Here is a 23790-nt window from a genome sequence, read left to right on the forward strand (position 1 = left end):
CGCAAGATCGGGCGCAGGCGGCAGCATCGCGTCGGCGGTCATCCCGAGACTAGGGTAACAGGCGACGGACGCTACTCCAGAAGCGACCGGCAGTGTCCATGCGAGCGGCATCGCCGCCGCTAACCAGGGTAACGCCTCTTCCCTGCCGCTCTTCAATTGGTAGCATAGAGCCATCAACTCAAGAATGACGGATCAATTCGTGAGCGAACCTGAAGACCCGAGCCGCGACCGCCTGAAGCTGCATTTCGCCCAGCGGGTCATTCATCAGTCGCGCCAGGTACTGGAGATCTGGCAGCGCTTGCAGCGGGACGAGTGGAACGCGAGCAGCCTTGCCGAGCTGACCGATGCCAATGCGCGCCTACTGCAGTACGCCAAGCGCTTCGACCAGCAGGGACACGCCGAACTCGCCGAGGCCATCGCCGCTACCCTGGTTCAGGTCGCGGCCAATCGCGGTCGCCTCAACAGCCAGGCCATCACCGAGCTCAGCCAGGCCATGCAGAGCCTGTCGCGCACCGGCCTGCGCCAGGGCGACCAGCTGGAAACCACCAGCTTGCCGCCGCTGCGCAAGCCGATCTACATCGCCCTGCTCGATACCGAACGTGCCGAGCGCCTGGCGCAGCAGATGGAATATTTCGGTGTGGTCATCCAGCTCTGCCGCGGCGCCGAGGAATTCCGCCAGATGCTGGATACCCGCCACCCGGCGGTCATCGTCATGGACGTCGACTTCGGCGGCGTCGGCGCGGGTATCCAGCTGGCGCTGGAGGCCCAGACCGGCCTGGAGCGCAAGCTGCCGGTGCTGTTCTACAGCCACCAGGAGGCCGACACGCCCTTTCGCCTGGCAGCGGTCCGCGCCGGCGGCCAGGAGTTCTACACCGGCACCCTGGATTCGGCGCGGCTGCTGGAAAAGATCGAGAACCTCACCCGCACCGTCTACTACGATCCGATCCGCGCCCTGGTGGTGGACGACTCACGCGCCCAGGCCATGGCCACGGAAATGGCGCTCAACAGTGCCGGCATCGTCACCCGCACCCTGATGCAGCCTGGCGCGGTGATGTCCCACCTGGCCGAATTCGTGCCTGACCTGATCATCCTCGACATGTACATGCCCGAGTGCATCGGCACCGAACTGGCCAAGGTCATCCGCCAGCACGAGCGCTATGTCAGCGTGCCCATCATCTATCTGTCGGCCGAGGACGATCTCGACAAGCAGCTGGACGCCATGAGCGAAGGCGGCGACGACTTCCTCACCAAGCCGATCAAGCCGCGTCACCTGATCGCTACCGTCCGCACCCGCGCCGCCCGGGCGCGCAGCCTGCAGGCGCGCATCGTCCAGGACAGCCTCACCGGCCTGTACAACCACACCCATACCCTGCAGTTGCTGGAAGACGCCTGCTTCCGCGCCCGCCGCACCCAGCGGCCGATCACCTTCGCCATGCTGGACATTGACCATTTCAAGCAGGTCAACGACCACTACGGCCATCCCATGGGCGACCGGGTGATCAAGAGCCTGGCGCTGTTCCTCAAGCAACGCCTGCGCAAGTCCGATCATATCGGTCGCTACGGTGGCGAGGAATTCGCCATCGTCCTGCCCGATACCGACCTGGCCACCGCCACCCGGCTGATCGACGAGATCCGCCAGCGCTTCGCCGAGATCCACTATCCCGCCTCGCCCAAGGAACTCAGCTGTACCTTCAGTGCGGGCCTGGCGCAGCTGGAGCCCAACCAGGAGATGACGCTGCTCGCCAAGCAGGCCGACCAGGCGCTCTACGCGGCCAAGCGCGCCGGCCGCAACTGCGTGCGCCAGTACGGCCAGGAATAGTGTGGTGTTCGAGGTTGTCTGCACAATTTTGGCGGCGCTTTTTCGGCCGCAGCGGCGGACCGTCCGGACGACGTTGCCACTCCTCACCATAGCCCTGCCATGACTCGTCGCGGCGCCTGGCCCAGTCGGGGCGCCGAACCGTCGGAGCGCCGAACCGTCAAAAAATCCCTCGCCAATTCTTGCGCGAACCCCTGAAACACCACACTAGCCGGAACCCGCTGGCGCCTCTGCTATGATCGGCCGCTGCCGATCTTCGAGAAGCCCATGCGTGTCCTGCTGTTCCTGCTCACCCTGCTGCTGACCCTGCCCGCCGCCGCGGGCCTGTTCGACGCGCCACGCCCGGCTGCCGACCTGGGCCTGGGGGGCCAGCGCGCCAGCCAGCCATTCCTGCCGGTGGACCAGGCGTTCCGCTTCGAACAGCGCCAGGACGCCGCAGGACGTACCGTGGTGCGCTTCACCATCGCCGAAGGCTACTACCTCTATCGCCAGCGCTTCGCCTTCGCCGCCGATCCCGGCCTGCTGGCCGGTCCGGTGCGCCTGCCACCCGGCGAGCCCAAGCACGACGAGTGGTTCGGCGACGTCCAGGTCTATCACGCGGGAGTGGACATTCCCCTGCCCCTCGCGGCCGGGCGTGGCGGCCAGGTGCGCGTCACCTACCAGGGCTGCGCCGACCGCGGCCTCTGCTATCCCCCCGAAACCCGCACCCTGGACATCGCCACGCCGCCACAGGGCTTCTGGTCCTGGCTGGCGCCGCCCGCCCCAGGCTGGCTGCAGCAGGCGCTGCTGGCCTTCCTGTCCGGCCTGACCCTAACCTTCACGCCCTGCGTGCTGCCCATGCTGCCGATCCTTTCCGCCGTGGTGCTGGCCGGGCGGGCACGGCCAGGACGCGGGCTGCTGCTGGCGCTAGCCTATGTGCTACCCATGGCGCTGTGTTTCGCCGTGCTGGGTGCCCTGATGGGCCTGTTCGGCGCCGGGCTCAACCTCCAGGCACGCCTGCAGTCGCCCTGGGTGCTGGTGCCCTTCGCCGCGCTCTTCGTCGTCTTCGGACTGGGGATGTTCGGCCTCTTCGACGTGCGCCTGCCCGCCCCGCTGCGCGAGCGGCTGGAACGCCTGCTGCAGAGCCGCCAAGGTGGCTCCCTGGGTGGTGCCGCGACCCTCGGCGTGCTCTCCAGCCTGGTGGTCTCGCCCTGCATCTCGGCGCCCCTGGCCGGGCTGCTGCTCTACATCAGCACCACCGCGGACGTCACCGGCGGCGGCCTGGCCCTGTTCGCCCTCGGCCTGGGCATGGGCATGCCGCTGATCGTCGTCGCCGCCGGCGGTGGCGCCCTGCTCCCCCGCAGCGGTGCCTGGCTGGTGGGCGTGCGCAATGCCTTCGGCGTACTGCTGCTGGCGGTGGCGCTGTGGTTGCTCGAACGCCTGTTGCCGGGTCCGCTGGCCCTGGCCGGCTGGGGCCTGCTGGCGGCCGGTAGCGGTCTCTTCCTCGGCGCCCTGGACTTCGTACCCAAGCCACCGCGCCAGCGGCTGCTGCAACTGCTCGGCCTGGCCCTGCTGCTGTACGGCGCCGCCTGCGGTATCGGCGCCCTGCGTGGGGCCAGCGATCCGCAACGGCCGCTGGGCGAATCCGCCGCTCCGCCGCTGGCCGCGCGCACGGAGGAAATGCGCAGCCTGAGCGATCCGGCGGCCCTCACCGCCGCCCTTGGCCAGGGCCGCCCGGTGCTGGTGGATGTCTATGCCGACTGGTGCATCAGTTGCAAACTCATCGAGCGCGAGGTGTTCGGCGACCCTGGGGTACAGGCGCAATTGCGGGATTTCACGCTGATCCGCTTCGATATGACGGCGAGCGACCGGGAACAGCGGCAATGGCTGGAGCGCCAGGGCCTGTTCGGCCCGCCAGCTATCCTGTTCTACGATGCAAGGGGCCAGGAGCGGACCTCGGCTCGCATCGTCGGCGAAATCGACGCCACCGGCTTTCTCGCCCGCCTGGCTGGGGTAAAAAGGCTCATCGCCAGCGATTAAAAGAAATTTCGCCCAACGTGCTGGCATTTCCGGCAAACGTCCAGCGACTGGACAGTCACCTCAGGTTGCGGCATAGTCCGCGGCCAATCTGGTTGCGAAAACGTGAGGCAAGGCGGCTATGGCGCATCTGCTGGTACTGCATGGGCCCAACCTGAATCTGCTGGGGACCCGGGAGCCGGGCGTCTACGGTGCCACCACCCTGGCCCAGATCAACGCCGATCTCGAAGCCCGCGCCAGCGCTGCCGGTCATCGCCTGCAATACCTGCAAAGCAACGCCGAGCACCAGCTGATCGACCGCATCCATGCCGCGCGCGACGAAGGGGTGGATTTCATCCTGATCAATCCGGCCGCCTTCACCCATACCAGCGTCGCCCTACGTGACGCCTTGCTCGCGGTGAGCATCCCATTCATCGAAGTGCACCTTTCCAACGTGCACAAGCGCGAACCCTTCCGCCACCACTCCTACTTTTCCGACGTGGCGGTCGGGGTCATCTGCGGGCTCGGCGCCAGTGGCTATCGCCTGGCGCTGGAAGCCGCCTGCGAACAGCTCGCCGCCCGCGGCTGAACGCGCCCCAATATCTAGAACATCACCTGAACCCGAGGGGAGAGCCAACGCCAATGGACATCCGTAAAGTCAAGAAACTGATCGAGCTGCTGGAAGAGTCCGGTATCGACGAGCTGGAAATCCGCGAAGGCGAAGAGTCCGTGCGCATCAGCCGCAACACTGGCCGTGGCCAGGGCATGCAGACCGTCTACGCCGCCGCTCCCGCTCCGGTCGCCGCCCCGGCTCCGGCGCCGGCTGCTGCTGCCCCCGCCGAAGCCGCCGCCCCGCAGTTGACCGGTAACGTGGCTCGTTCGCCCATGGTCGGCACCTTCTACCGCGCTTCCTCGCCCACCACCCCGCCCTTCGTCGAAGTCGGCCAGCAGGTGAAGAAAGGCGACATCCTGTGCATCGTCGAAGCCATGAAGATGATGAACCACATCGAAGCCGAAGCCAGCGGCACCATCGGCCAGGTGCTGGTCGAGAACGGTCAGCCCGTCGAATTCGACCAGCCGCTGTTCACCATTGTCTAAGCCCGTGGAGCCCACGATGCTGGAAAAAGTCCTGATCGCCAACCGCGGGGAAATCGCCCTGCGCGTGGTGCGTGCCTGCAAGGAGCTGGGCATCAAGACGGTGGCGGTTCATTCCACCGCCGACCGCGAACTGATGCATCTGTCCCTCGCCGACGAATCGGTGTGCATCGGCCCGGCCCCCTCGCCCCAGTCCTACCTGAACATCCCGGCCATCATCAGTGCCGCGGAAGTCACCGGCGCCACCGCCATCCACCCCGGCTACGGCTTTCTCGCCGAGAACGCCGACTTCGCCGAGCAGGTGGAACAATCCGGCTTCGCCTTCGTCGGCCCCACCGCCGACGTGATTCGCCTGATGGGCGACAAGGTCTCCGCCAAGAACGCCATGAAGCAGGCCGGTGTGCCCACCGTCCCGGGCTCCGACGGCGCCCTGCCGGATGACGAGGCCGAGTGCCTGCGCATCGGTCGCGAAGTCGGCTATCCGGTGATCATCAAGGCCGCCGGTGGCGGTGGTGGTCGCGGCATGCGCGTGGTCGAAGACGAGGCCGAGCTGATCAAGTCGATCAAGCTGACCCAGACCGAAGCCGGCGCCGCCTTCGGCAACTCCATGGTCTACATGGAGAAATTCCTCGGCAATCCGCGTCACGTGGAAGTCCAGGTGCTCTCCGATGGCCAGGGCAACGCCGTGCACCTCTACGACCGCGACTGCTCGCTGCAGCGTCGTCACCAGAAGGTCATCGAGGAAGCGCCTGCGCCCCAGATCGACGAGAAGGCCCGTGAAGAAGTCCTGGCCCGCTGCGTCAAGGCCTGCATCGACATCGGCTACCGCGGCGCCGGCACCTTCGAGTTCCTCTACGAGGACGGCCGCTTCTACTTCATCGAGATGAACACCCGCGTGCAGGTGGAGCATCCGGTGACCGAGATGATCACCGGCGTCGACATCGTCAAGGAGATGCTCAGCATCGCCGCTGGCAACCCGCTTTCGATCAAGCAGGAAGACATCAAGATCACCGGCCACGCCATCGAGTGCCGGATCAACGCCGAAGATCCCAAGACCTTCATGCCCTCCCCGGGCCTGGTCAAGCACTACCATGCGCCGGGCGGCAATGGCGTGCGGGTGGATTCTCACCTGTACAGCGGCTACAAGGTTCCGCCGAACTACGATTCGCTGATCGGCAAGCTGATCACCTGGGGCAAGACCCGCGACGAGGCCATGGCCCGGATGCGCAACGCCCTGGACGAGCTGATCGTCGACGGCATCAAGACCAATGCCGATCTGCACCGGATGCTGACCCGCGACCAGGCCTTTGGCCAGGGCGCGGTGAACATCCATTACCTGGAGAAGAAGTTGGGCATGCGCCACTGAGTGCATGACGACTGCTGATTCAGTGAACGGGCTGCCCTCGGGCAGCCCGTTTTCATTTACCCTCCCCGCTTTGACCCGATTCAGGTAGCCCATCATGTCCTGGCTGCAAGTCCGCCTCGCCATCACCCCCGCCCAGGCGGAAACCTACGAAGACCTCATGCTCGAACTGGGCGCCGTCTCGGTGACCTTCATGGACGCCGAGGACCAGCCGATCTTCGAGCCGGACCTGGGCACCACGCCGCTGTGGTCCCAGACCCACCTGCTGGCGCTGTTTGAAGGCGATACCGACGCCACCGCCCTGGAGCAGCGCGTCCAGTTGTTGGCCAACGGCCTGACCTACGAGGTCGAGCGCCTGGAAGACCAGGAGTGGGAACGCAGCTGGATGGACAACTTCCAGCCCATGCGCTTCGGCCAGCGCCTGTGGATCGTGCCCAGCTGGCACGAGGCGCCGGAACCGGACGCGGTCAACCTGCTGCTGGACCCGGGCCTGGCCTTCGGCACGGGTACCCACCCCACCACCTCCCTGTGCCTGCAATGGCTGGACGGCGAGCCGGTGGAAGGACGTCAGGTACTGGATTTCGGCTGCGGCTCGGGCATCCTCGCCATCGCCGCCCTGCTGCTGGGCGCCAAGCGCGCGGTGGGTACCGACATCGACGTCCAGGCACTGGAAGCCTCGCGGGAGAACGCCAATCGCAACGGCATCGACCCGGCACGCTTTCCGCTATACCTGCCCGCCGACCTGCCGAGCGAGCCGGCCGACGTGGTGGTCGCCAATATCCTCGCCGGTCCGCTGGTCGGGCTGGCCGAGCAGATCACCCGCCTGACCCGCATCGGCGGACGCCTGGCGCTCTCCGGCATCCTCGCCGAGCAGGCCGAGGACGTGCGCGCCGCCTACGCCGGCAGCTTCGACCTGGAGCCCACCGCCACCCTCGACGGCTGGGTGCGCATCAGCGGCACCCGCCGCCACTAGGCAGCTGTCCCACCGCCGAACCGCTCACCGGGCGGCCCGGCGGAAGCCCTTCTTTCGCCAGGGCCTTCGGGTACACTAGCGCGCTTAAATTCCCTGGCTGTCGCCTCGCCATGACCGATTCCCTCGTCGCCCAGTGTCCGCATTGCCATACTCGCTTCCGCGTCACCCAGGAACATCTGGCTGCCGCGGACGGTGACGTCAGGTGCGGCGTCTGCCTGGAAGTCTTCAACGCCACCAACCAGGCCGCGCCCCTGACCGCTCCGGTCGCCGCGCCTACCCCGGTGGCACCGCCGCCAGCCGCGACCGAGCCGGCGCCGAGCGAAGCCGCCTGGCCGCACGACGAGCTGGATCTCAGCCACCTGGAACTCGACGCCGAGGTCGCCCGCCTCGGCGCACTGGAAGAGCAGCGCCGTGTTCCGGCCATGCCCGCTGCAGCCCCCTCGGTGAAGGCACCGCAGGAAGAGCCGGCGCCGGAGCCTGGCCTGGCCGCGCGCCGTCGCGAGGACGACGAGGACTCGCTCGAACTGCCGGCACTGGGCCCCGTCACCGCCGAGCGGGAAGCCGAACCCGAGCCCCTGGCGCTGCGGACCGCTGTCGAGCCGGAGCTCGACGACCGTCCCGAGCCTGCAGCCGAACCCGAACCCGAACCACCAGCCGTCACCGCACGGTCGGCAGCCGCCCTGCCGCCGATCACCGCCAACGCGGCCCCCCTGCGCCCGGCCGCCCCGCCGCCGCCCGCCCCGCTCACGGTACCCGCACGCGAACGCCAGGAGCCGGCCCTCGGCCGCGTCGATGCCGAGGACGACGACCGCGCCGAACCCGGCCTGGGCCGACTGGACGATTGGCGGGAACCGGTCACCGAGCCGCTCAGCGCCGACCGTGACGGCGAAGACGAAGCCCCGCCGGCCAAGTCGGCGACCGCGTTGCGCAGCGAGCCGGAATGGCAGGACGATCCCCTGGTCGACCTGCACGACGACCCCCTGCTGCTGGGCACCCGCCGCGAACGCCCGCGCTGGGGGCGGCGCCTGCTATGGATCTTCCTTTGCCTGCTGGCCCTGCTGGCCCTGGCCGGCCAGTACGTCTACTACCACTTCGACGAACTGGCGCGGCAGGACAGCTACCGGCCGCTGTTCGTCCAGGCCTGTGCCAGCCTCGGCTGCAAGGTGCCCTCCAAGGTCGACGTCCAGCAGATCCGCAGCAGCAACCTGGTGGTACGCAGCCATCCGCAATTCTCCGGTGCCCTGCGCGTCGACGCCATCCTCTACAACCGCGCGCCCTTCTCGCAGCCCTTCCCGCTGCTGGAACTGCGCTTCGCCGACCTCAACGGCCAACTGCTCGCCAGCCGCCGCTTCAAGCCCGGCGAGTACCTGAACGGCGAGCTCAAGGGCCAGGACGAGATGCCGCCGCAGACGCCGATCCACATCGCCCTGGACATCCTCGATCCCGGTCCGCGGGCGGTGAATTACAGCCTGAGCTTCTTCTCGCCGGAGTGAGGGCACCCGGGAATTGCTCATAAACTAGCCAACTCGCGCTTTATCCGGAGGCGGCGAGCGGGTATCATTCCCAACCCTTTTCAAGCACCGCAGTCCCTGTCCGCGGCCGGTTTCCGGCGCAGGCGGAACAGGCGCCTATTCGCCAGGGAAAAAGATATGTCGATGGTGCGCATCGGCCCTTATACCTTGCCCAATCCGCTGATCCTCGCGCCCATGGCCGGGGTCACCGACCTGCCCTTCCGCCGCCTGTGCCTCGCACTGGGCGCCGGCATGGCCGTGTCGGAAATGGTGACCAGCGACGTGCGTCTCTACGACAGCCGCAAGTCGCGGCTGCGCCTGATTCACGCCAGCGAGCAGGAGCCGCGCTCGGTGCAGATCGCCGGCGGCGATCCGGCCATGCTGGCCGAAGCGGCCCGGCGCAACGTCGAGCTGGGCGCCCAGATCATCGACATCAACATGGGCTGCCCGGCCAAGAAGGTCTGCAACAAGGCTGCCGGTTCCGCGCTGATGAAGGACGAGGCCCTGGTGGCCGAGATCCTCGCCGCCGTGGTGGCGGCCGTCGACGTCCCCGTGACCCTGAAGATCCGTACCGGCTGGAATCCCGACAATCGCAACGGCCTGCGCATCGCGCAGCTGGCCGAAGCCGCGGGCATCCAGGCCCTCGCCGTGCATGGCCGCACCCGGGACGACCGTTTCCTCGGCGCCGCCGAGTACGACACCATCGCCACCATCAAGCGGGCGGTCGGCATCCCGGTGTTCGCCAATGGCGATATCGACAGCCCGGAAAAGGCCCGGGCGGTGCTCGAGCACACCCGTTGCGACGGCCTGCTGATCGGCCGCGCCGCCCAGGGCCGCCCCTGGATCTTCCGCGAGATCGCGCATTACCTGGCGACCGGCGAGCACCTGCCGGCGCCGACCGACGCCGAGGTGGCAGCCATCCTGCTGGAGCACCTGGCTGCCCTGCACGCCTTCTATGGCCCGGAGATGGGCGTCCGCATCGCTCGCAAGCACGTCGGCTGGTACCTGGCCGACCGCCCCGGCGCGGCGGAATCGCGTGCCCTGTTCAATCGTTTGCAAGACGCGGACGCGCAGCACGCCAGCATTCGCGCCTTCTTCGCGCAGCCCCCGACCGGGAAGCAGGTGGCATGAATTCGATGACCCAGACCCCTTTGACTGGAATAGCGCCCGTGAGCGACAACGGCGACTTAAAGCAGCACCTGACCGCCCCCCTGCAGGAGGGCCAGACGCTGCGCGACAGCGTCGAGAAGGCGCTGCGCAACTATTTCGCCCATCTCGATGGGCAGCCGGTGACCGACGTCTACAACATGGTGCTCTGCGAAGTGGAAGCACCGCTGCTCGAAAGCGTGATGAATTACGTCAAGGGCAACCAGACCAAGGCCTCGGAAATGCTCGGCCTCAATCGCGGCACCCTGCGCAAGAAGCTCAAGCAGTACGACCTGCTCTGATCCGCCTCCTCGCCGGCGGGCCAAGCGGGCTCACCGGCGGCCTCTCTTCTCCTGATGGACATGACCATGACCGACCAGACCTCTCGCCTCCCCGTCCGCCGCGCGCTGATCAGCGTGTCCGACAAGACGGGCGTCGTCGACTTCGCCCGCGAACTCGCGGCCATCGGCGTGGAAATCCTGTCCACCGGCGGCACCTACAAGCTGCTGCGCGACGAAGGCATCCCGGCCTTGGAAGTGGCCGACTACACCGGCTTCCCGGAGATGATGGACGGCCGCGTCAAGACCCTGCACCCGAAGATCCACGGCGGCATCCTCGGTCGTCGCGGCGTCGACCATGAGGTGATGAGCGAACACGGCATCCGCCCCATCGACCTGGTTGCGGTCAACCTCTACCCCTTCGCCGCCACCGTGGCCAAGCCCGGCTGCAGCCTGGCCGACGCCATCGAGAACATCGACATCGGCGGCCCGACCATGGTCCGCAGCGCGGCCAAGAACCACAAGGACGTCGCCATCGTGGTCAATGCCAGCGACTACGCGGCCATCCTCGACGACCTCAAGGCTGGTGGCCTGACCTATGCCCAGCGCTTCGACCTGGCGCTCAAGGCCTTCGAGCACACCGCCGCCTACGACGGCATGATCGCCAACTACCTGGGCAGCATCGACCAGCAGGCAGAGACCCTGTCCACCGCAGGCCGCGCGGCCTTCCCGCGCACCTTCAGCGCCCAGTTCATCAAGGCGCAGGACATGCGCTATGGCGAAAACCCGCACCAGCAGGCGGCCTTCTACGTCGAGCACGCCAGCGAAGCCTGCGTGGCCACCGCCACCCAGCTGCAGGGCAAGGAACTGTCCTTCAACAACGTCGCCGACACCGACGCCGCCCTGGAAACCGTGAAGAGCTACGACCAGCCGGCCTGCGTCATCGTCAAGCACGCCAACCCCTGCGGCGTGGCCGCGGCCGGCGATATCCGCCAGGCCTACGAACTGGCCTACGCCACCGACAACGAATCGGCCTTCGGCGGTATCATCGCCTTCAACCGCGAGCTGGACGCCGAGACTGCCCGTGCCATCGTCGAGCGCCAGTTCGTCGAGGTGATCATCGCCCCGCGCGTCAGTGCCGAAGCCCGTGACGTCGTCGCCGCCAAGGCCAACGTCCGCCTGCTGGAATGCGGCGAGTGGCCGGCCGAGCGCAAGCCCGGCCTGGACCTCAAGCGCGTCAACGGCGGCCTGCTGGTGCAGAGCCGTGACATCGCCATGATCACTGCCGCCGACCTCAAGGTGGTGACCCAGCGCGCGCCCAGCGAGCAGGAGCTGCAGGACCTGATCTTCGCCTGGAAGGTGGCCAAGTTCGTCAAATCCAATGCCATCGTCTACGCCAAGGGCCAGCAGACCGTTGGCATCGGCGCCGGCCAGATGAGCCGGGTCAACTCGGCGCGCATCGCCGCCATCAAGGCCGAGCACGCGGGTCTGGCCGTGGCCGGGGCGGTCATGGCCTCGGACGCCTTCTTCCCCTTCCGCGACGGCATCGACAACGCCGCGGCCGTCGGCATCACCGCGGTGATCCAGCCAGGCGGCTCCATGCGTGACGCCGAGGTCATCGCCGCCGCCGACGAAGCGGACATCGCCATGGTCTTCACCGGTATGCGCCACTTCCGCCACTAAGAGCCTGCCACGGCGCGGCCGCAAGGCCTCGCCGTGGCGCCAATTTTCAGCGGTGGCCGCCCCGATGCGACCGCCGGAGAGGAATTCTGCATGAACGTACTCATCATCGGCAGCGGCGGTCGCGAACACGCCCTGGCCTGGAAGGTCGCCCAGGACACCCGGGTCACCAAGGTCTATGTCGCCCCCGGCAACGCCGGCACCGCCACCGAAGCCAAGTGCGAGAACGTCGCCCTCGACGTCCTGGCCCTGGAGCAACTGGCCGACTTCGCCGCCGCCAACGTGCAGCTGACCATCGTCGGCCCCGAGGCGCCCCTGGTGGCCGGGGTGGTCGACCTGTTCCGCCGCCGTGGCCTGCCCTGCTTCGGCCCCACCGCCGGCGCCGCCCAGCTGGAAGGCTCCAAGGCCTTCACCAAGGATTTCCTGGCGCGCCACCGGATTCCCACCGCTGCCTACGCCAACTTCACCGAAGTGGAGCCGGCGCTGGCCTACCTGCGCGAGCAGGGTGCCCCTATCGTCATCAAGGCCGACGGCCTGGCCGCCGGCAAGGGCGTGATCGTCGCCATGACCCTGGCCGAAGCCGAGGACGCGGTGCGTGACATGCTCTCCGGCAATGCCTTCGGCGATGCCGGCGCGCGGGTGGTGATCGAGGAATTCCTCGACGGCGAGGAAGCCAGCTTCATCGTCATGGTCGACGGCAAGAACGTGCTGCCCATGGCCACCAGCCAGGACCACAAGCGTGTCGGCGACGGTGACAGCGGCCCCAACACCGGCGGCATGGGCGCCTACTCCCCGGCACCGGTGGTGACCGCCGAGGTACACGCCCGGGTCATGCGCGAGATCATCGAGCCCACCGTGGCCGGCATGGCTGCCGAAGGCAATGTCTACACCGGCTTCCTCTATGCCGGTCTGATGATCGATGCCAGCGGTGCGCCCAAGGTCATCGAGTTCAACTGCCGTTTCGGCGATCCCGAGACCCAGCCCGTGATGCTGCGCCTGCAGTCCAGCCTGGTGCTGCTGGTGGAAGCGGCGCTGGCCGAGGCGCTGGACAAGATCGAAGCCCGCTGGGATCCGCGGCCGAGCCTGGGCATCGTCCTGGCCGCCGGCGGCTATCCGGGCGACTACGCCAAGGGCGACGCCATCGCCGGCCTGGCGGCTGCCGCTGCGCGGCCGGGCAAGGTGTTCCATGCCGGTACCGCCCTGCGCGACGGTCAGGTTGTAACAGCCGGTGGCCGGGTGCTGTGCGCCACGGCGTTAGGTGATACGGTTTCCGCTGCCCAGCAGAATGCCTATGCACTGGCTCGCGAAATTTCCTGGAATGGCTGTTTCTTCCGTAGCGACATCGGCTACCGTGCCATCGCCCGCGAGCGACAGTGACGCTCTTCCGGGATTCGTCCGTCCAGCCGATGACGTCACCGGCTGCGACGGGCTGATCTATACTCGATACCTGCATCCGCGAAGGGAACTCTCGTGCACCGGCTCTGGATCGCCCTAGGCTTTGTGGTCAGCTGGCTACTGTTGCTGGCGGTGGCCAATTCCGTGCAAGCCGAGAGCCCGCCGGACGCGGGCTGGGCGCAGTACGAAGACGCTACCGGTGAATTCCGGCTGGACGACGTGCGCGACCGCCTCTCCGCCTTCAAGCCGCTGATCGCCAACAAGACCCATAGACCCGCCGGCCCGGGTGCCCTCTGGCTGCACACCCGAGTCTCGCCCGATACCCAGCAGCGGCTGCTGCGCATCATCTCGCCCAACGTCGGCTACCTGGATTTCTACGCCTACAGCGAAGACCAGATGCTCAGCGAGATTCGCGATGGCCTGGCCCGACCGCTGCTCAATCCCCAGCAGATCAGCCGCGACTTCGTCTTTCCCATCCCACCCAGCACCGAGCCACTGGACCTGTTCCTGAGATTCGAATCGCCCCAGCCGATGCGCATCGCGCTGACGCTCAGCAACAGCGCCGAGGCCGAGATCACCCATCGGCTGGTGATGTTCGGCGTGCTGCTCGGCTGCCTGGCCATGCTCGCGCTGTACAACGGTGTGCAGCTGCTCTACCACCGCAGCCGCGCCACCAGCGCCCTGACCGTGCTGCTGGTGATGCTGGTGTGCGTGGCGCTCAATCTCTTCGGCCTGAGCAAGTTCCTGCTCGGCACCTTCAAGAACCAGGCACCGCTACTGACCGATCTGTCGGTACTCGCCTGCAGCGCGGCCGGACTGCACCTGGTCGCCGCCTTCTTCGGCTGGCGCCGGTTGCCGATCTGGACCCGGCGGGTGGTCCGGGTCCTGCTGGCCCTGGTGGGCGTGGCGGCCGCGGGACGGATACTCGCCGGCGACCTCTACGTCGGCGACTGGCTGATGCTGGTCAACGGCCTGGTGCTGTTCGCCTGCCTGGTCATCGCCAGCGAGCGCTGGCACCAGGGCGACCGCTATGCGCGGCTGCTGGTGGTCAGCAGCGCCCTGCTGGGGCTGTCCGGCCTGATCGCCCTGCCGGCGCTCTCCGGCTACGCCAATGCCCCCCTGTGGCTGGGCCGGGCGCTGATGAGCAGCTGCATGCTCGCCGGCATCCTGCTCACCCTGGCGCTGGAAGAGCGCCGCCGCTACCTGCGCGAGGAGCAGTTCACCCGCACCCGCGATCGCGCCGCCAACCACGCCGAGCTCAAGGGCAAGGCCGAGTTCCTCTCGCGCATCAGCCATGAGATCCGCACCCCCATGAACGGCGTGCTGGGCATGACCGAACTACTGCAGGGCACCGCGCTGTCGGCCAAGCAACGCGACTACGTGCAGACCATCCACAGCGCCGGCGCCGAACTGCTCAACCTGATCAACGAGATCATCGACATCACCCGCCTGGAAAGCGGCCAGATCGAACTGGAAGAGGTCACCTTCGACCTCAACGCCCTGCTCGACGACTGCCTGGACATCTTCCGCCCCCGCGCCGAGGAGCACCGGGTCGAACTGCTCAGCTTCATCCAGCCCCAGGTACCGCGCCGCTTCATCGGCGACCCGACCCGCTTGCGCCAGATCCTGCTCAACCTGTTGGAAAACGCCTTCCACCGGACCGAAGAGGGCGAGATCCTGCTGGTGATCTCCCTGGAAGAAGCCGCCGGCCACGCGCCGCGGCTGCGCATTTCCGTGCAGGACAGTGGCACGCCGCTGGACGCCACCCTCAGCCGCCAGTTGCTCTCCAGCCATCTCGACAGCCGTGACTTCCTCACCGGCGACACCGACAGCCTCGACTTCGGCCTGATCATCGCCCGCCAGCTGGTGCTGCTGATGCAGGGTGAGTTCGGCATCCAGAACAACGCCGAGGGCGGCTCCAGCTTCTGGATCAGCCTGCCCATACCGGCCCAGGCGCTGGTGCTCTCCCGCGGCGACAGCGACTACCCGCTGCAGGACGTGCGCGTCCTGGTGGTCGACGACAACGAGCTGTGCCGCAAGGTGCTGCAGCAACAATGCAGCGCCTGGGGCATGCAGGTGGTCACCGCCGCCTCTGGCCGCGAGGCCCTGGCGCTGCTGCGCACCCAGTCGCACCTGCGCGAATACTTCGACGTGGTCCTGCTCGACCAGCAGATGCCCGGCATGACCGGCATGCAACTGGCCGCGCGCATCAACGAAGACGAGAACCTCAACCACGACTTGCTGCTGATCATGCTCACCGGGCTGAGCAACGCGCCCAGCAAGGTCATCGCCCGCAACGCCGGCATCAAGCGCATCATGGCCAAGCCGGTGGCCGGCTATACCCTCAGAGCCACCCTCGCCGACGAACTATCCCGCCGCGGCCAACGCGCCAGCGAACCTGAGCCCCAGGAACAGCCGAGTGGCGTTCCGGCCGACTTCCGGGTGCTGGTGGCCGAGGACAACAGCATCTCGGTCAAGGTCATCCGCGGCATGCTCAAGAAGCTGGGCGTGGAGCCCGACACCGTGAGCAACGGCCTGGAGGCCTTCGAGAAGATCCAGCAGAACACCTATGACCTGATCCTGATGGACTGCGAGATGCCGCTGCTCGATGGCTTCGGGGCCACGCGCCGGTTGCGGGCCTGGGAGCAGCAGAACCATAGGTCGCGGACGCCGGTGGTGGCGCTGACCGCCCACATTCTCACCGAGCACAAGGATCGCGCCCAGGAGGCTGGCATGGACGGCCACATGGGCAAGCCGATCGAATTGTCCCAGCTACGCGAGCTGCTGCTCTACTGGGCCGAACGCCGGCGCCTGGACGTGAGCAAGCCCGGTCTCAAGGCGCATCCTTGAACCTGTCCTTGACGTAGGTGATCTCGGTCTTGCCGTGCGGCGCCGGATTGCCCTCCTCGTCGAGGTTGACGAAGACGATCTTGTCGATGGTGAGGATGCTCTTGCGGGTGATCTTGTTGCGCACCTCGCATCTGAGGGTGATGGAGGTCCGGCCGAACTCGGTGGCGGTGATGCCCAGCTCGATGATGTCGCCCTGGCGCGAGGCGCTGATGAAGTTGATCTCCGAGATGTACTTGGTGACCACCTTGGGATTTTCCAGCTGGACGATGGCGTAGATCGCCGCCTCCTCGTCGATCCACTTCAGCAGGCTGCCACCGAACAGGGTGCCGTTGGCGTTGAGGTCCTCGGGTTTCACCCATTTGCGGGTATGGAAGTTCATCGGGGTTCCTTGAATGTCCAGGGGGGTTGGGGCATCAGATCAGGGGGCGCGCGGTAGATTCCGGTCGACATGAGGCAGAGCGCCACCCTTTGGGTTTAGTGCGATCCTCGTTATACTGCCCGCGCATCGCGGCCACCAGGCCGCCCCGCCTTCCGCTCGAGGGGCGCTGCAGCACGCTGCGTTATCCCATCCTAGCCGACCCGCCGCCGCTGCGGGAATCTCGGCGGGCATGACGCCAGACGTTGTCAGGCTCGAGCGGAGCGTTATCAGAACGCATCAACGGCGCCCATTCGCACCTAACGAATGGAGACTCTTCAATGAGCGCTGTCCTTACGCCTGCCGCTTTCAACGATTTCAAGGTCGCCGACATTTCCCTGGCCGACTGGGGTCGTCGCGAAGTCATCATCGCCGAATCGGAAATGCCCGCCCTGATGGGGCTGAGACGCAAGTACGCCGGCGAGCAACCCCTGGCCGGCGCCAAGATCCTCGGCTGCATCCACATGACCATCCAGACCGCCGTGCTCATCGAGACCCTGGTGGCCCTGGGCGCCGAAGTGCGCTGGTCCAGCTGCAACATCTTCTCCACCCAGGACCAGGCCGCTGCCGCCATCGCCGCCGCCGGCATTCCGGTGTTCGCCTGGAAGGGCGAGACCGAAGCCGAGTACGAGTGGTGCATCGAGCAGACTATCCTCAAGGACGGCCAGCCCTGGGACGCCAACATGGTGCTGGACGACGGCGGTGACCTGACCCAGATCCTGCACGACAAGTACCCGCAGGTGCTGGAGCGCGTGCACGGCATCACCGAAGAGACCACCACCGGCGTGCACCGCCTGCTGGACATGCTCAAGGACGGCACCCTCAAGGTCCCGGCGATCAACGTCAACGACTCGGTCACCAAGAGCAAGAACGACAACAAGTACGGCTGCCGCCACAGCCTCAACGACGCCATCAAGCGCGCCACCGACCACCTGCTGTCTGGCAAGCAGGCGCTGGTGATCGGCTACGGCGACGTGGGCAAGGGCTCGGCCGCCTCGCTGCGTCAGGAAGGCATGATCGTCAAGGTCTCGGAAGTCGATCCGATCTGCGCCATGCAGGCCTGCATGGACGGCTACGAGCTGGTCTCGCCCTATGTCGACGGCCTCAACGACGGCAGCGAAGGCTCCGTGGATCGCGCCCTGCTGGGCAAGATCGACCTGCTCGTCACCACCACCGGTAACGTCAACGTCTGCGACGCCAACATGCTCAAGGCCCTGAAGAAGCGTGCCGTGGTGTGCAACATCGGTCACTTCGACAACGAGATCGACACCGCCTTCATGCGCCAGCACTGGGGTTGGGAAGAGGTGAAGCCGCAGGTGCACAAGATTCACCGCACCGGCCTGACCGTCGACCCGACCAACGACGACTACCTGATCCTGCTGGCCGAAGGCCGTCTGGTGAACCTGGGCAACGCCACCGGCCACCCCAGCCGCATCATGGACGGTTCCTTCGCCAACCAGGTCCTGGCGCAGATCCACCTGTACCAGGAGAAGTTCGCCGACCTGCCGGTCGCCGAGAAGACCGCCAATGTCACCGTCATGGTCCTGCCCAAGAAGCTCGACGAAGAAGTGGCCCTGGAAATGGTGAAAGGCTTCGGTGGCGTCGTCACCCGCCTGACCGAGGCCCAGGCCAAGTACATCGGTGTGACCCAGGACGGCCCCTTCAAGCCGGACAGCTACCGCTACTGATGGCGCGCCCCGCCCGCGAGGGCGGGGCTTCTCACGAGAGAAACGACGTGAAACCCAGTCTGAGTTTCGAATTCTTTCCCTGCAAGACCGAGGCGGGCCACGAAAAGCTGATCGCTACCGCGCGGCAGCTGGCAGGCCACGGGCCGGAGTTCTTCTCCTGCACCTACGGCGCCGGCGGTTCGACCCGCGATGGCACCTATCGCACCGTGCGCCAGCTCAACGACGAGGTCGGCGTACCGACCGCGCCGCACCTGTCCTGCGTGGGCGACAGCAAGGCCAAGCTGCGCGAACTGCTGCAGCAATACCGGGAAGCCGGCATCAACCGCATCGTCGCCCTGCGTGGCGACCTGCCCTCCGGCATGGGCCTGTCGGGCGGTGGTGAGTTGCGGCATGCCAGCGATCTGGTCGCCTTCATCCGCGAGGAAACCGGCGATCACTTCCATATCGAGGTCGCCGCCTATCCGGAAACCCACCCGCAGGCGCGCAGCTTTACGGACGACGTGCGCAATTTCGTGTACAAGATGGAGGCTGGTGCCGACCGCGCGGTCACCCAGTACTTCTTCAACGCCGATTGCTACTTCCATTTTGTGGAACGTGTCCGCAAACTGGGAGTCGAAGCTCCGGTGATCCCTGGCATCATGCCGATCACCAACTACAGCAAGTTGGCGCGCTTCTCCGATGCCTGCGGCGCTGAACTGCCGCGCTGGCTGCGGAAGCAATTGGAAGCCTATGGTGATGATACCCAGAGCATCCAAGCCTTTGGCGAAGAAGTCATGACCGCCCTGTGCGAGCGTCTGCTCGAAGGCGGGGCACCCGGCGTGCACTTCTACACCCTGAACCAAGCGGAGCCGTGCATCGCCATCTGGCGAAACCTCGGCTTCTGAAGTCGGCCACGCGTTTTGGCGGCGGCTTCACCCAATCGTGATTACCGCTTCCGGTCATCGCCCGGCTTTTCATCCAGCGCAGGATGACGAGTGCGGGCGAGACGCCTGGATCTTTCCGGACGTCAACCAGGAGCGCAACCGCGCCCCCACGTCGGCGGGACGCCGACAGAGACAGGAACCCCGCATGTCCTTCATTTCCCTCGGTCTCTCCGAGGCCCTTGCCCGCGCCGTGGAAAACGCCGGCTACACGAACCCCACTCCCGTCCAGCAACGCGCCATTCCGGCCGTCCTGCAGGGTCGCGACCTGATGGTGGCGGCCCAGACAGGCACCGGCAAGACCGGCGGCTTCGCCCTACCGGTCCTGGAGCGGCTGTTCCCCAACGGTCATCCCGATGGTCACCACTATGTCGCCAAGCAACCGCGCGTGCTGGTGCTGACCCCGACCCGCGAGCTGGCAGCCCAGGTGCACGACAGCTTCAAGGTCTATGCCCGCGACCTGCCCATGCGCAGCGCCTGCGTCTTCGGCGGCGTCGGCCTCAAGCCGCAGGTTACCGCCCTGGCCAAGGGTGTCGACGTCCTGGTCGCCTGCCCCGGCCGCCTGCTGGACCTCGCCGGCCAGCAGAGCGTCGACCTGTCCGCCGTCGAGGTCCTGGTGCTGGACGAAGCCGACCGCATGCTCGACATGGGCTTCATCCATGACGTGAAGAAAGTCCTGGCCCGCCTGCCGGCGCGGCGCCAGAACCTGCTGTTCTCGGCCACCTTCTCCAAGGACATCACCGACCTCGCCGGCAAGTTGCTGCAGGATCCCGAGCGGATCGAGGTCACCCCGCCGAACACCACGGTCGAGCGCATCGAGCAGCGGCTTTTCCGTATCCCGGCCAACCAGAAGCGCGCCCTGCTCGCCCACCTGATCACCCTGGGGGCCTGGGAGCAGGTGCTGGTGTTCACCCGCACCAAGCATGGCGCCAACCGTCTGGCCGAGTACCTGAACAAGCATGGCCTGCCGGCCGCGCCGATCCATGGCAACAAGAGCCAGAACGCGCGGACCAAGGCCCTGGCCGACTTCAAGAGCAACGACATCCGTGTGCTGGTGGCCACCGACATCGCCGCCCGCGGCCTGGACATCGACCAGTTGCCCCATGTGGTCAACTTCGAGCTGCCCAATGTCGAGGAAGACTATGTGCACCGTATCGGCCGTACCGGCCGGGCCGGTCGTAGCGGCGAGGCCATCTCGCTGGTATCGCCGGACGAAGAGAAGCTGCTCAAGGCCATCGAGCGCCTGACCAAGCAGAGCATCCCCGACGGCGACATGCAGGGCTTCGACCCCGCCAGCGTCCCACCGGAGCAACCGGAAGTTCGGGCGCCGCGCGAGCCGCGTGGCAAGCCGCAGCAGAATCGCCAGAAGAAGGCCGAGAAGCCGGCACGCAGTGAAGGCCAGGGCCAGAATCAGGGCCAAGGTCAAGGCAAAGCCAGCAATGGCGAGGCCTCCGGCGCGCAGCCCCAGGGCGAGCGCAAGGGCCGCACCCGCAATCGTCGCAACCGCCGCGATCGCGATGATGCCGGCCAGGACAAGGCCGCCCAGCCCGGCCAGGCCGTGGCCCAGCAGCCGCGCAATCGCGACCCGGAAGAATTCCTGGACGACGATTACGACAATTTCGGCAATAGCGTCGACTACGTCAGCCCCTACCAGGGCAAGGGTCGCAAAGGCCCGCGTAGCGGCAATGGCAGCAATGGCGCCCGTCCTGCTGCCGCCGCAGTTGGCACTGGCCAGCCCCGCCAGGGCCAGGGCGCCGCCGCCCGTGGTCCGCGTGGTCAGCAACAGCAGCAGCCCGGCAAGCGCCGTGGCCAGAACGCTGGCCAGCCCCGCGCGGCGCGGCCTTACGAAGCCGCACCGAGCGAGCCACGCGCCTATGCCACCGAAGAGCGGGCGTCGAGCAAGCCGCAGCCAAAGATCGTACACAAGCCATCCCGTGCCGACCGCCTGCCGACGCTGGAGCAGCTGGAAGAGCTGCCAAGCCGGCCGCGTAGCGAGAAGCCTGCGCTGCTGACCCGCAACCGCGAAGCCTGAGGAATGGATGGGCCGCCCTGGCGGCCCATCCATCAGGCAAAAAGAAACCCCGCCATGGCGGGGTTTCTTTTTTAGGCCTGTTTGAGAAGTCGCCGAGCGAAGGTCAGGCAAGGCGCAACGACCAACGGGAGTAACAGCCAATGGCTGGCCCGAAGGGTGAGCGCCAACGAGTCAAATCGGCAAGGAAGCGGACCGGACTCGCGCTCGCGTTTACGGGTAAATGAGCATTGCGACGGGGCCGCCTAGGCCGAGCTGGCGATCCAGCCGGTTTTTAACGCAGCATGACCGAGCGCAGGCACTTATCAACCGAATCAGGCGTGGGCGGCGCGCAGGGCGTCGATATAGGGCTCGGCCTGGCGATGGCTGCGGATCAGCGCGATGAAGTCTTCACCCTCGGCATTGCGTGCATCGAGATCGTAGCCCGCTTCGACGAAGAAGCCGACGAAACGCTCGAAGTCGTCGGGACGCAACCCGCGATAGGCCTTGACCAGCTTGTGCAGAGACGCCGGGGTATCGTCCGCCGGTTCGACGTCGAGGAACAGCTTGATCTGCTCGTCACTGATCTCTTCACCGATGACCTGCTTTTTATCCTTGCGCATCCTTTGGCTACCTGTGCTGGGGGATTTGAGGGAGGATCGATTCTACCCCCGCCGTCCGCCGCCCCGCCAGTGACAAAGCCATGGCAATACCGCGAGGCCGACCAAAAGTTCAATCGAACTGAGCACGCATCCAGGCGCGATAACGGTCGGCATCCGCAGCCCCTTCCAGCGGCGCCCAGGCGGGCCGCTCGCCTTCGCCCAGGGGTACGAAGGGGCCGGCCTTGCATTCGAAGAACAGGCAATCGCCGCCCAGGGCGACCAGGGCGTGGAAATGGCCTGGCGCCAGATCGACACCGAGGCAGCCGGCGACCTGGGACAGTTCGCGGCGCAGCAGCACCTGGCCGTCCTCGGCGAAGGTCAGCAGCCCGAGCCGCCCTTGCAGCACCAGCAGACTCTCGGCCTTGTGCGGATCCAGGTGGCGATGGGGCGGGACGTAGCTGTCTTCGCACAGGCCGACCACTAGCCGATGGCAGGGCTCGTCCATGGCGTGCAGGGCGTGGTGGGCACGTCGCCGTGGGCTGAGCGCCGCCTGCCGGAGCAGATCGGCGAACAGCGCCTGATCGAACAGGCGAGCGGTCACAGCCCCTTCACGGCATAGATGCCGGGAGCATTGCGCCAGTAACCCTTGTAGTCCATGCCATAGCCGAAGATGTAGCGATCGATGCAGGGCAGGCCGACGTAGGTGGCTTCCAGGCCCTTGACCTTACGGTCGTGGGTCTTGTCGATCAGTACTGCGGTGTGGACCTGGCGCGCACCGGCATGGCAGCAGAAGTCGATGATGGCCTTGAGGGTGTGGCCCTCGTCGAAGATGTCGTCGACGATCAGCACGTCGCGATCGATGAAGGACACCTCGGGCTTGGCCTTCCAGAACAGCTCGCCGCCGGTGGTCTCGTTGCGATAGCGGGTGGCGTGCAGATAGGACATTTCCAGCGGGAAGTTCAGCCGGGTGGCCAGCTTGCCGGTGAAGATCAGGCCACCGTTCATCACGCAGAAGACCACCGGGTTGCGCTCGGCGAGATCGGCGGTGATCGCCGCAGCGACTTTGTCGATGGCCGCTTCGACCTGGGCTTCGTCATAGAGGCAGTCGGCCTCCTGCATGACCTGGCGGATATGGGCGAGATCGGCGGACATGGGGCTTCTCCGGGGGACGGGGCGCCTGCCTGGTGGTTGGCGCGGATAAAAGGCGGCAAAGGTACAGATACCGCCGGCCGATCTCAAGCGCCGGCAGGCGGCTAGTATTGTCGCAGGGTACTGCCCAGCTCGAGTCGGATGCTTTAATGTACCGCGGTTTTTTTATGGCTTGCCCTACCCTGCGGCAAGCCTTCGGGCCGCCGGTCGTACCGACACCCTCCTCGCTCGCGGCGATCCGCTGCCCCACCGTCTCTGGAGAATCCCATGCCCGTCCACGAAATCCGCCACCCGCTCATCCGCCACAAGCTGGGCCTGATGCGCCGCGCCGACATCAGCACCAAGAATTTTCGGGAGCTGGCCCAGGAGGTCGGCGCCCTGCTCACCTACGAGGCGACCCAGGATCTGCCGGTGGAAACGGTGGACATCGAGGGCTGGTGCGGCACCGTGCAGGTGGAGAAGATCTCCGGCAAGAAGGTCACCGTGGTGCCCATCCTGCGCGCCGGCATCGGCATGCTCGACGGCGTGCTCAGCCTGATCCCCAGCGCCCGGGTCAGCGTGGTGGGCCTCGCCCGCAACGAATCCACCCTGCAGGCCCACACCTACCTCGAGAAGCTGGTCGGTGAGCTGGACCAGCGCCTGGCCATGATCATCGACCCCATGCTGGCCACTGGCGGCTCCATGATCGCCACCATCGACCTGCTGAAGAAGGCCGGCGCCAAGGAGATCCGCGCCCTGGTGCTGGTGGCCGCGCCCGAAGGCATCGCCGCGGTCGCGGAAGCCCATCCGGACGTGCGCCTCTACACCGCCTCCATCGACGAGCGCCTCAACGAGCACGGCTACATCCTGCCGGGGCTGGGCGATGCCGGTGACAAGATCTTCGGCACCAAGCAGAAGGACGCCTGA

General features: G+C 66.7%; 20 protein-coding genes and 1 riboswitch. Of the genes, 16 read left to right on the forward strand and 4 right to left on the reverse strand.

Translation table 11 applies throughout. The features are described from left to right. Positions 1-199: 199 nt before the first annotated feature. The 12 genes from RND78_RS06820 to RND78_RS06875 all read left to right on the forward strand — a co-directional run bounded on the left by RND78_RS06820 (position 200) and on the right by RND78_RS06875 (position 16102). Entirely contained in the window at positions 200-1819 is a 1620-nt protein-coding gene (locus tag RND78_RS06820) for a PleD family two-component system response regulator (RefSeq protein ID WP_312727082.1), read from the forward strand. A 264-nt stretch (positions 1820-2083) separates the two neighbouring features. After that, positions 2084-3835: a protein-disulfide reductase DsbD gene (gene dsbD / locus RND78_RS06825; protein ID WP_312727085.1), complete on the forward strand. Its 1752-nt coding sequence runs from the start codon at positions 2084-2086 to the stop codon at positions 3833-3835. 118 nt (positions 3836-3953) lie between these two features. Then, the gene (gene aroQ, locus RND78_RS06830) at positions 3954-4400 is read left to right on the forward strand and encodes a type II 3-dehydroquinate dehydratase (RefSeq protein WP_312727088.1); all 447 of its coding nucleotides are present in this window, start codon (positions 3954-3956) and stop codon (positions 4398-4400) included. 53 nt (positions 4401-4453) lie between these two features. After that, entirely contained in the window at positions 4454-4909 is a 456-nt protein-coding gene (accB, locus tag RND78_RS06835) for an acetyl-CoA carboxylase biotin carboxyl carrier protein (RefSeq protein WP_312727089.1), read from the forward strand. A gap of 16 nt (positions 4910-4925) precedes the next feature. Beyond that, positions 4926-6272, forward strand: a complete 1347-nt coding sequence (accC, locus tag RND78_RS06840; RefSeq protein WP_312727090.1) for an acetyl-CoA carboxylase biotin carboxylase subunit — start codon at positions 4926-4928, stop codon at positions 6270-6272. A gap of 94 nt (positions 6273-6366) precedes the next feature. Further along, positions 6367-7242 carry a 50S ribosomal protein L11 methyltransferase gene (gene prmA, locus RND78_RS06845; protein ID WP_312727091.1) on the forward strand — a complete coding sequence of 292 codons (876 nt, stop codon included), beginning with the start codon at positions 6367-6369 and terminating at the stop codon, positions 7240-7242. Positions 7243-7352: 110 nt separating this feature from the next. Next, positions 7353-8735 carry a DUF3426 domain-containing protein gene (locus tag RND78_RS06850; RefSeq protein WP_312727093.1) on the forward strand — a complete coding sequence of 461 codons (1383 nt, stop codon included), beginning with the start codon at positions 7353-7355 and terminating at the stop codon, positions 8733-8735. 156 nt (positions 8736-8891) lie between these two features. Next, the gene (gene dusB, locus RND78_RS06855) at positions 8892-9884 is read left to right on the forward strand and encodes a tRNA dihydrouridine synthase DusB (protein ID WP_312727094.1); all 993 of its coding nucleotides are present in this window, start codon (positions 8892-8894) and stop codon (positions 9882-9884) included. Further along, positions 9881-10201 carry a DNA-binding transcriptional regulator Fis gene (gene fis, locus RND78_RS06860; RefSeq protein WP_059230803.1) on the forward strand — a complete coding sequence of 107 codons (321 nt, stop codon included), beginning with the start codon at positions 9881-9883 and terminating at the stop codon, positions 10199-10201. The genes dusB and fis overlap by 4 nt, the downstream gene beginning before the upstream one ends. A 66-nt stretch (positions 10202-10267) precedes the next feature. Next, positions 10268-11860 (forward strand): bifunctional phosphoribosylaminoimidazolecarboxamide formyltransferase/IMP cyclohydrolase, encoded by a 1593-nt coding sequence (purH, locus tag RND78_RS06865; protein WP_312727100.1) that lies wholly within the window; start codon positions 10268-10270, stop codon positions 11858-11860. Between the two features lie 90 nt (positions 11861-11950). Then, positions 11951-13234: a phosphoribosylamine--glycine ligase gene (gene purD, locus RND78_RS06870; protein WP_312727102.1), complete on the forward strand. Its 1284-nt coding sequence runs from the start codon at positions 11951-11953 to the stop codon at positions 13232-13234. A 93-nt stretch (positions 13235-13327) separates the two neighbouring features. Beyond that, positions 13328-16102: a response regulator gene (locus RND78_RS06875; protein WP_312727105.1), complete on the forward strand. Its 2775-nt coding sequence runs from the start codon at positions 13328-13330 to the stop codon at positions 16100-16102. Here the strand turns inward: RND78_RS06875 and RND78_RS06880 are convergent. Continuing rightward, the gene (locus RND78_RS06880) at positions 16086-16481 is read right to left on the reverse strand and encodes an acyl-CoA thioesterase (protein WP_059230797.1); all 396 of its coding nucleotides are present in this window, start codon (positions 16479-16481) and stop codon (positions 16086-16088) included. The genes RND78_RS06875 and RND78_RS06880 overlap by 17 nt on opposite strands. 152 nt (positions 16482-16633) lie before the next feature. Beyond that, positions 16634-16776: riboswitch (S-adenosyl-L-homocysteine riboswitch) on the forward strand. A gap of 22 nt (positions 16777-16798) precedes the next feature. On the opposite strand from RND78_RS06880, the gene ahcY reads away from it, so the two are divergent. The 3 genes from ahcY (at position 16799) to RND78_RS06895 (ending at position 21157) form a co-directional block, all read left to right on the forward strand. Next, the gene (gene ahcY, locus RND78_RS06885; RefSeq protein WP_312727108.1) at positions 16799-18205 is read left to right on the forward strand and encodes an adenosylhomocysteinase; all 1407 of its coding nucleotides are present in this window, start codon (positions 16799-16801) and stop codon (positions 18203-18205) included. Next, positions 18205-19089, forward strand: a complete 885-nt coding sequence (gene metF / locus RND78_RS06890; protein ID WP_312727110.1) for a methylenetetrahydrofolate reductase [NAD(P)H] — start codon at positions 18205-18207, stop codon at positions 19087-19089. Before ahcY ends, metF begins: the two co-directional genes overlap by 1 nt. A 184-nt stretch (positions 19090-19273) precedes the next feature. Beyond that, complete coding sequence (locus tag RND78_RS06895) at positions 19274-21157, forward strand: DEAD/DEAH box helicase (RefSeq protein WP_312727111.1); 1884 nt, start codon at positions 19274-19276, stop codon at positions 21155-21157. Between the two features lie 311 nt (positions 21158-21468). Here the strand turns inward: RND78_RS06895 and RND78_RS06900 are convergent, their stop codons facing one another. The 3 genes from RND78_RS06900 to RND78_RS06910 all read right to left on the reverse strand — a co-directional run bounded on the left by RND78_RS06900 (position 21469) and on the right by RND78_RS06910 (position 22887). Then, on the reverse strand, positions 21469-21756 hold the full coding sequence (locus tag RND78_RS06900) for a PA4642 family protein (protein ID WP_059230789.1): 288 nt from the start codon (positions 21754-21756) through the stop codon (positions 21469-21471). 109 nt (positions 21757-21865) lie between these two features. Next, complete coding sequence (locus RND78_RS06905) at positions 21866-22336, reverse strand: WbuC family cupin fold metalloprotein (RefSeq protein WP_312727113.1); 471 nt, start codon at positions 22334-22336, stop codon at positions 21866-21868. After that, positions 22333-22887, reverse strand: coding sequence for a hypoxanthine-guanine phosphoribosyltransferase (locus RND78_RS06910; protein ID WP_312727115.1), 555 nt, complete (start codon positions 22885-22887; stop codon positions 22333-22335). The genes RND78_RS06905 and RND78_RS06910 overlap by 4 nt, the downstream gene beginning before the upstream one ends. A gap of 264 nt (positions 22888-23151) precedes the next feature. Here RND78_RS06910 and upp point away from each other — a divergent pair, with 264 nt between their 5' ends. Next, positions 23152-23790 carry a uracil phosphoribosyltransferase gene (upp, locus tag RND78_RS06915; protein ID WP_312727118.1) on the forward strand — a complete coding sequence of 213 codons (639 nt, stop codon included), beginning with the start codon at positions 23152-23154 and terminating at the stop codon, positions 23788-23790.

Source organism: Pseudomonas oryzihabitans, assembly GCF_032027545.1.
Classification (GTDB): Bacteria; Pseudomonadota; Gammaproteobacteria; order Pseudomonadales; family Pseudomonadaceae; genus Chryseomonas; species Chryseomonas oryzihabitans_F.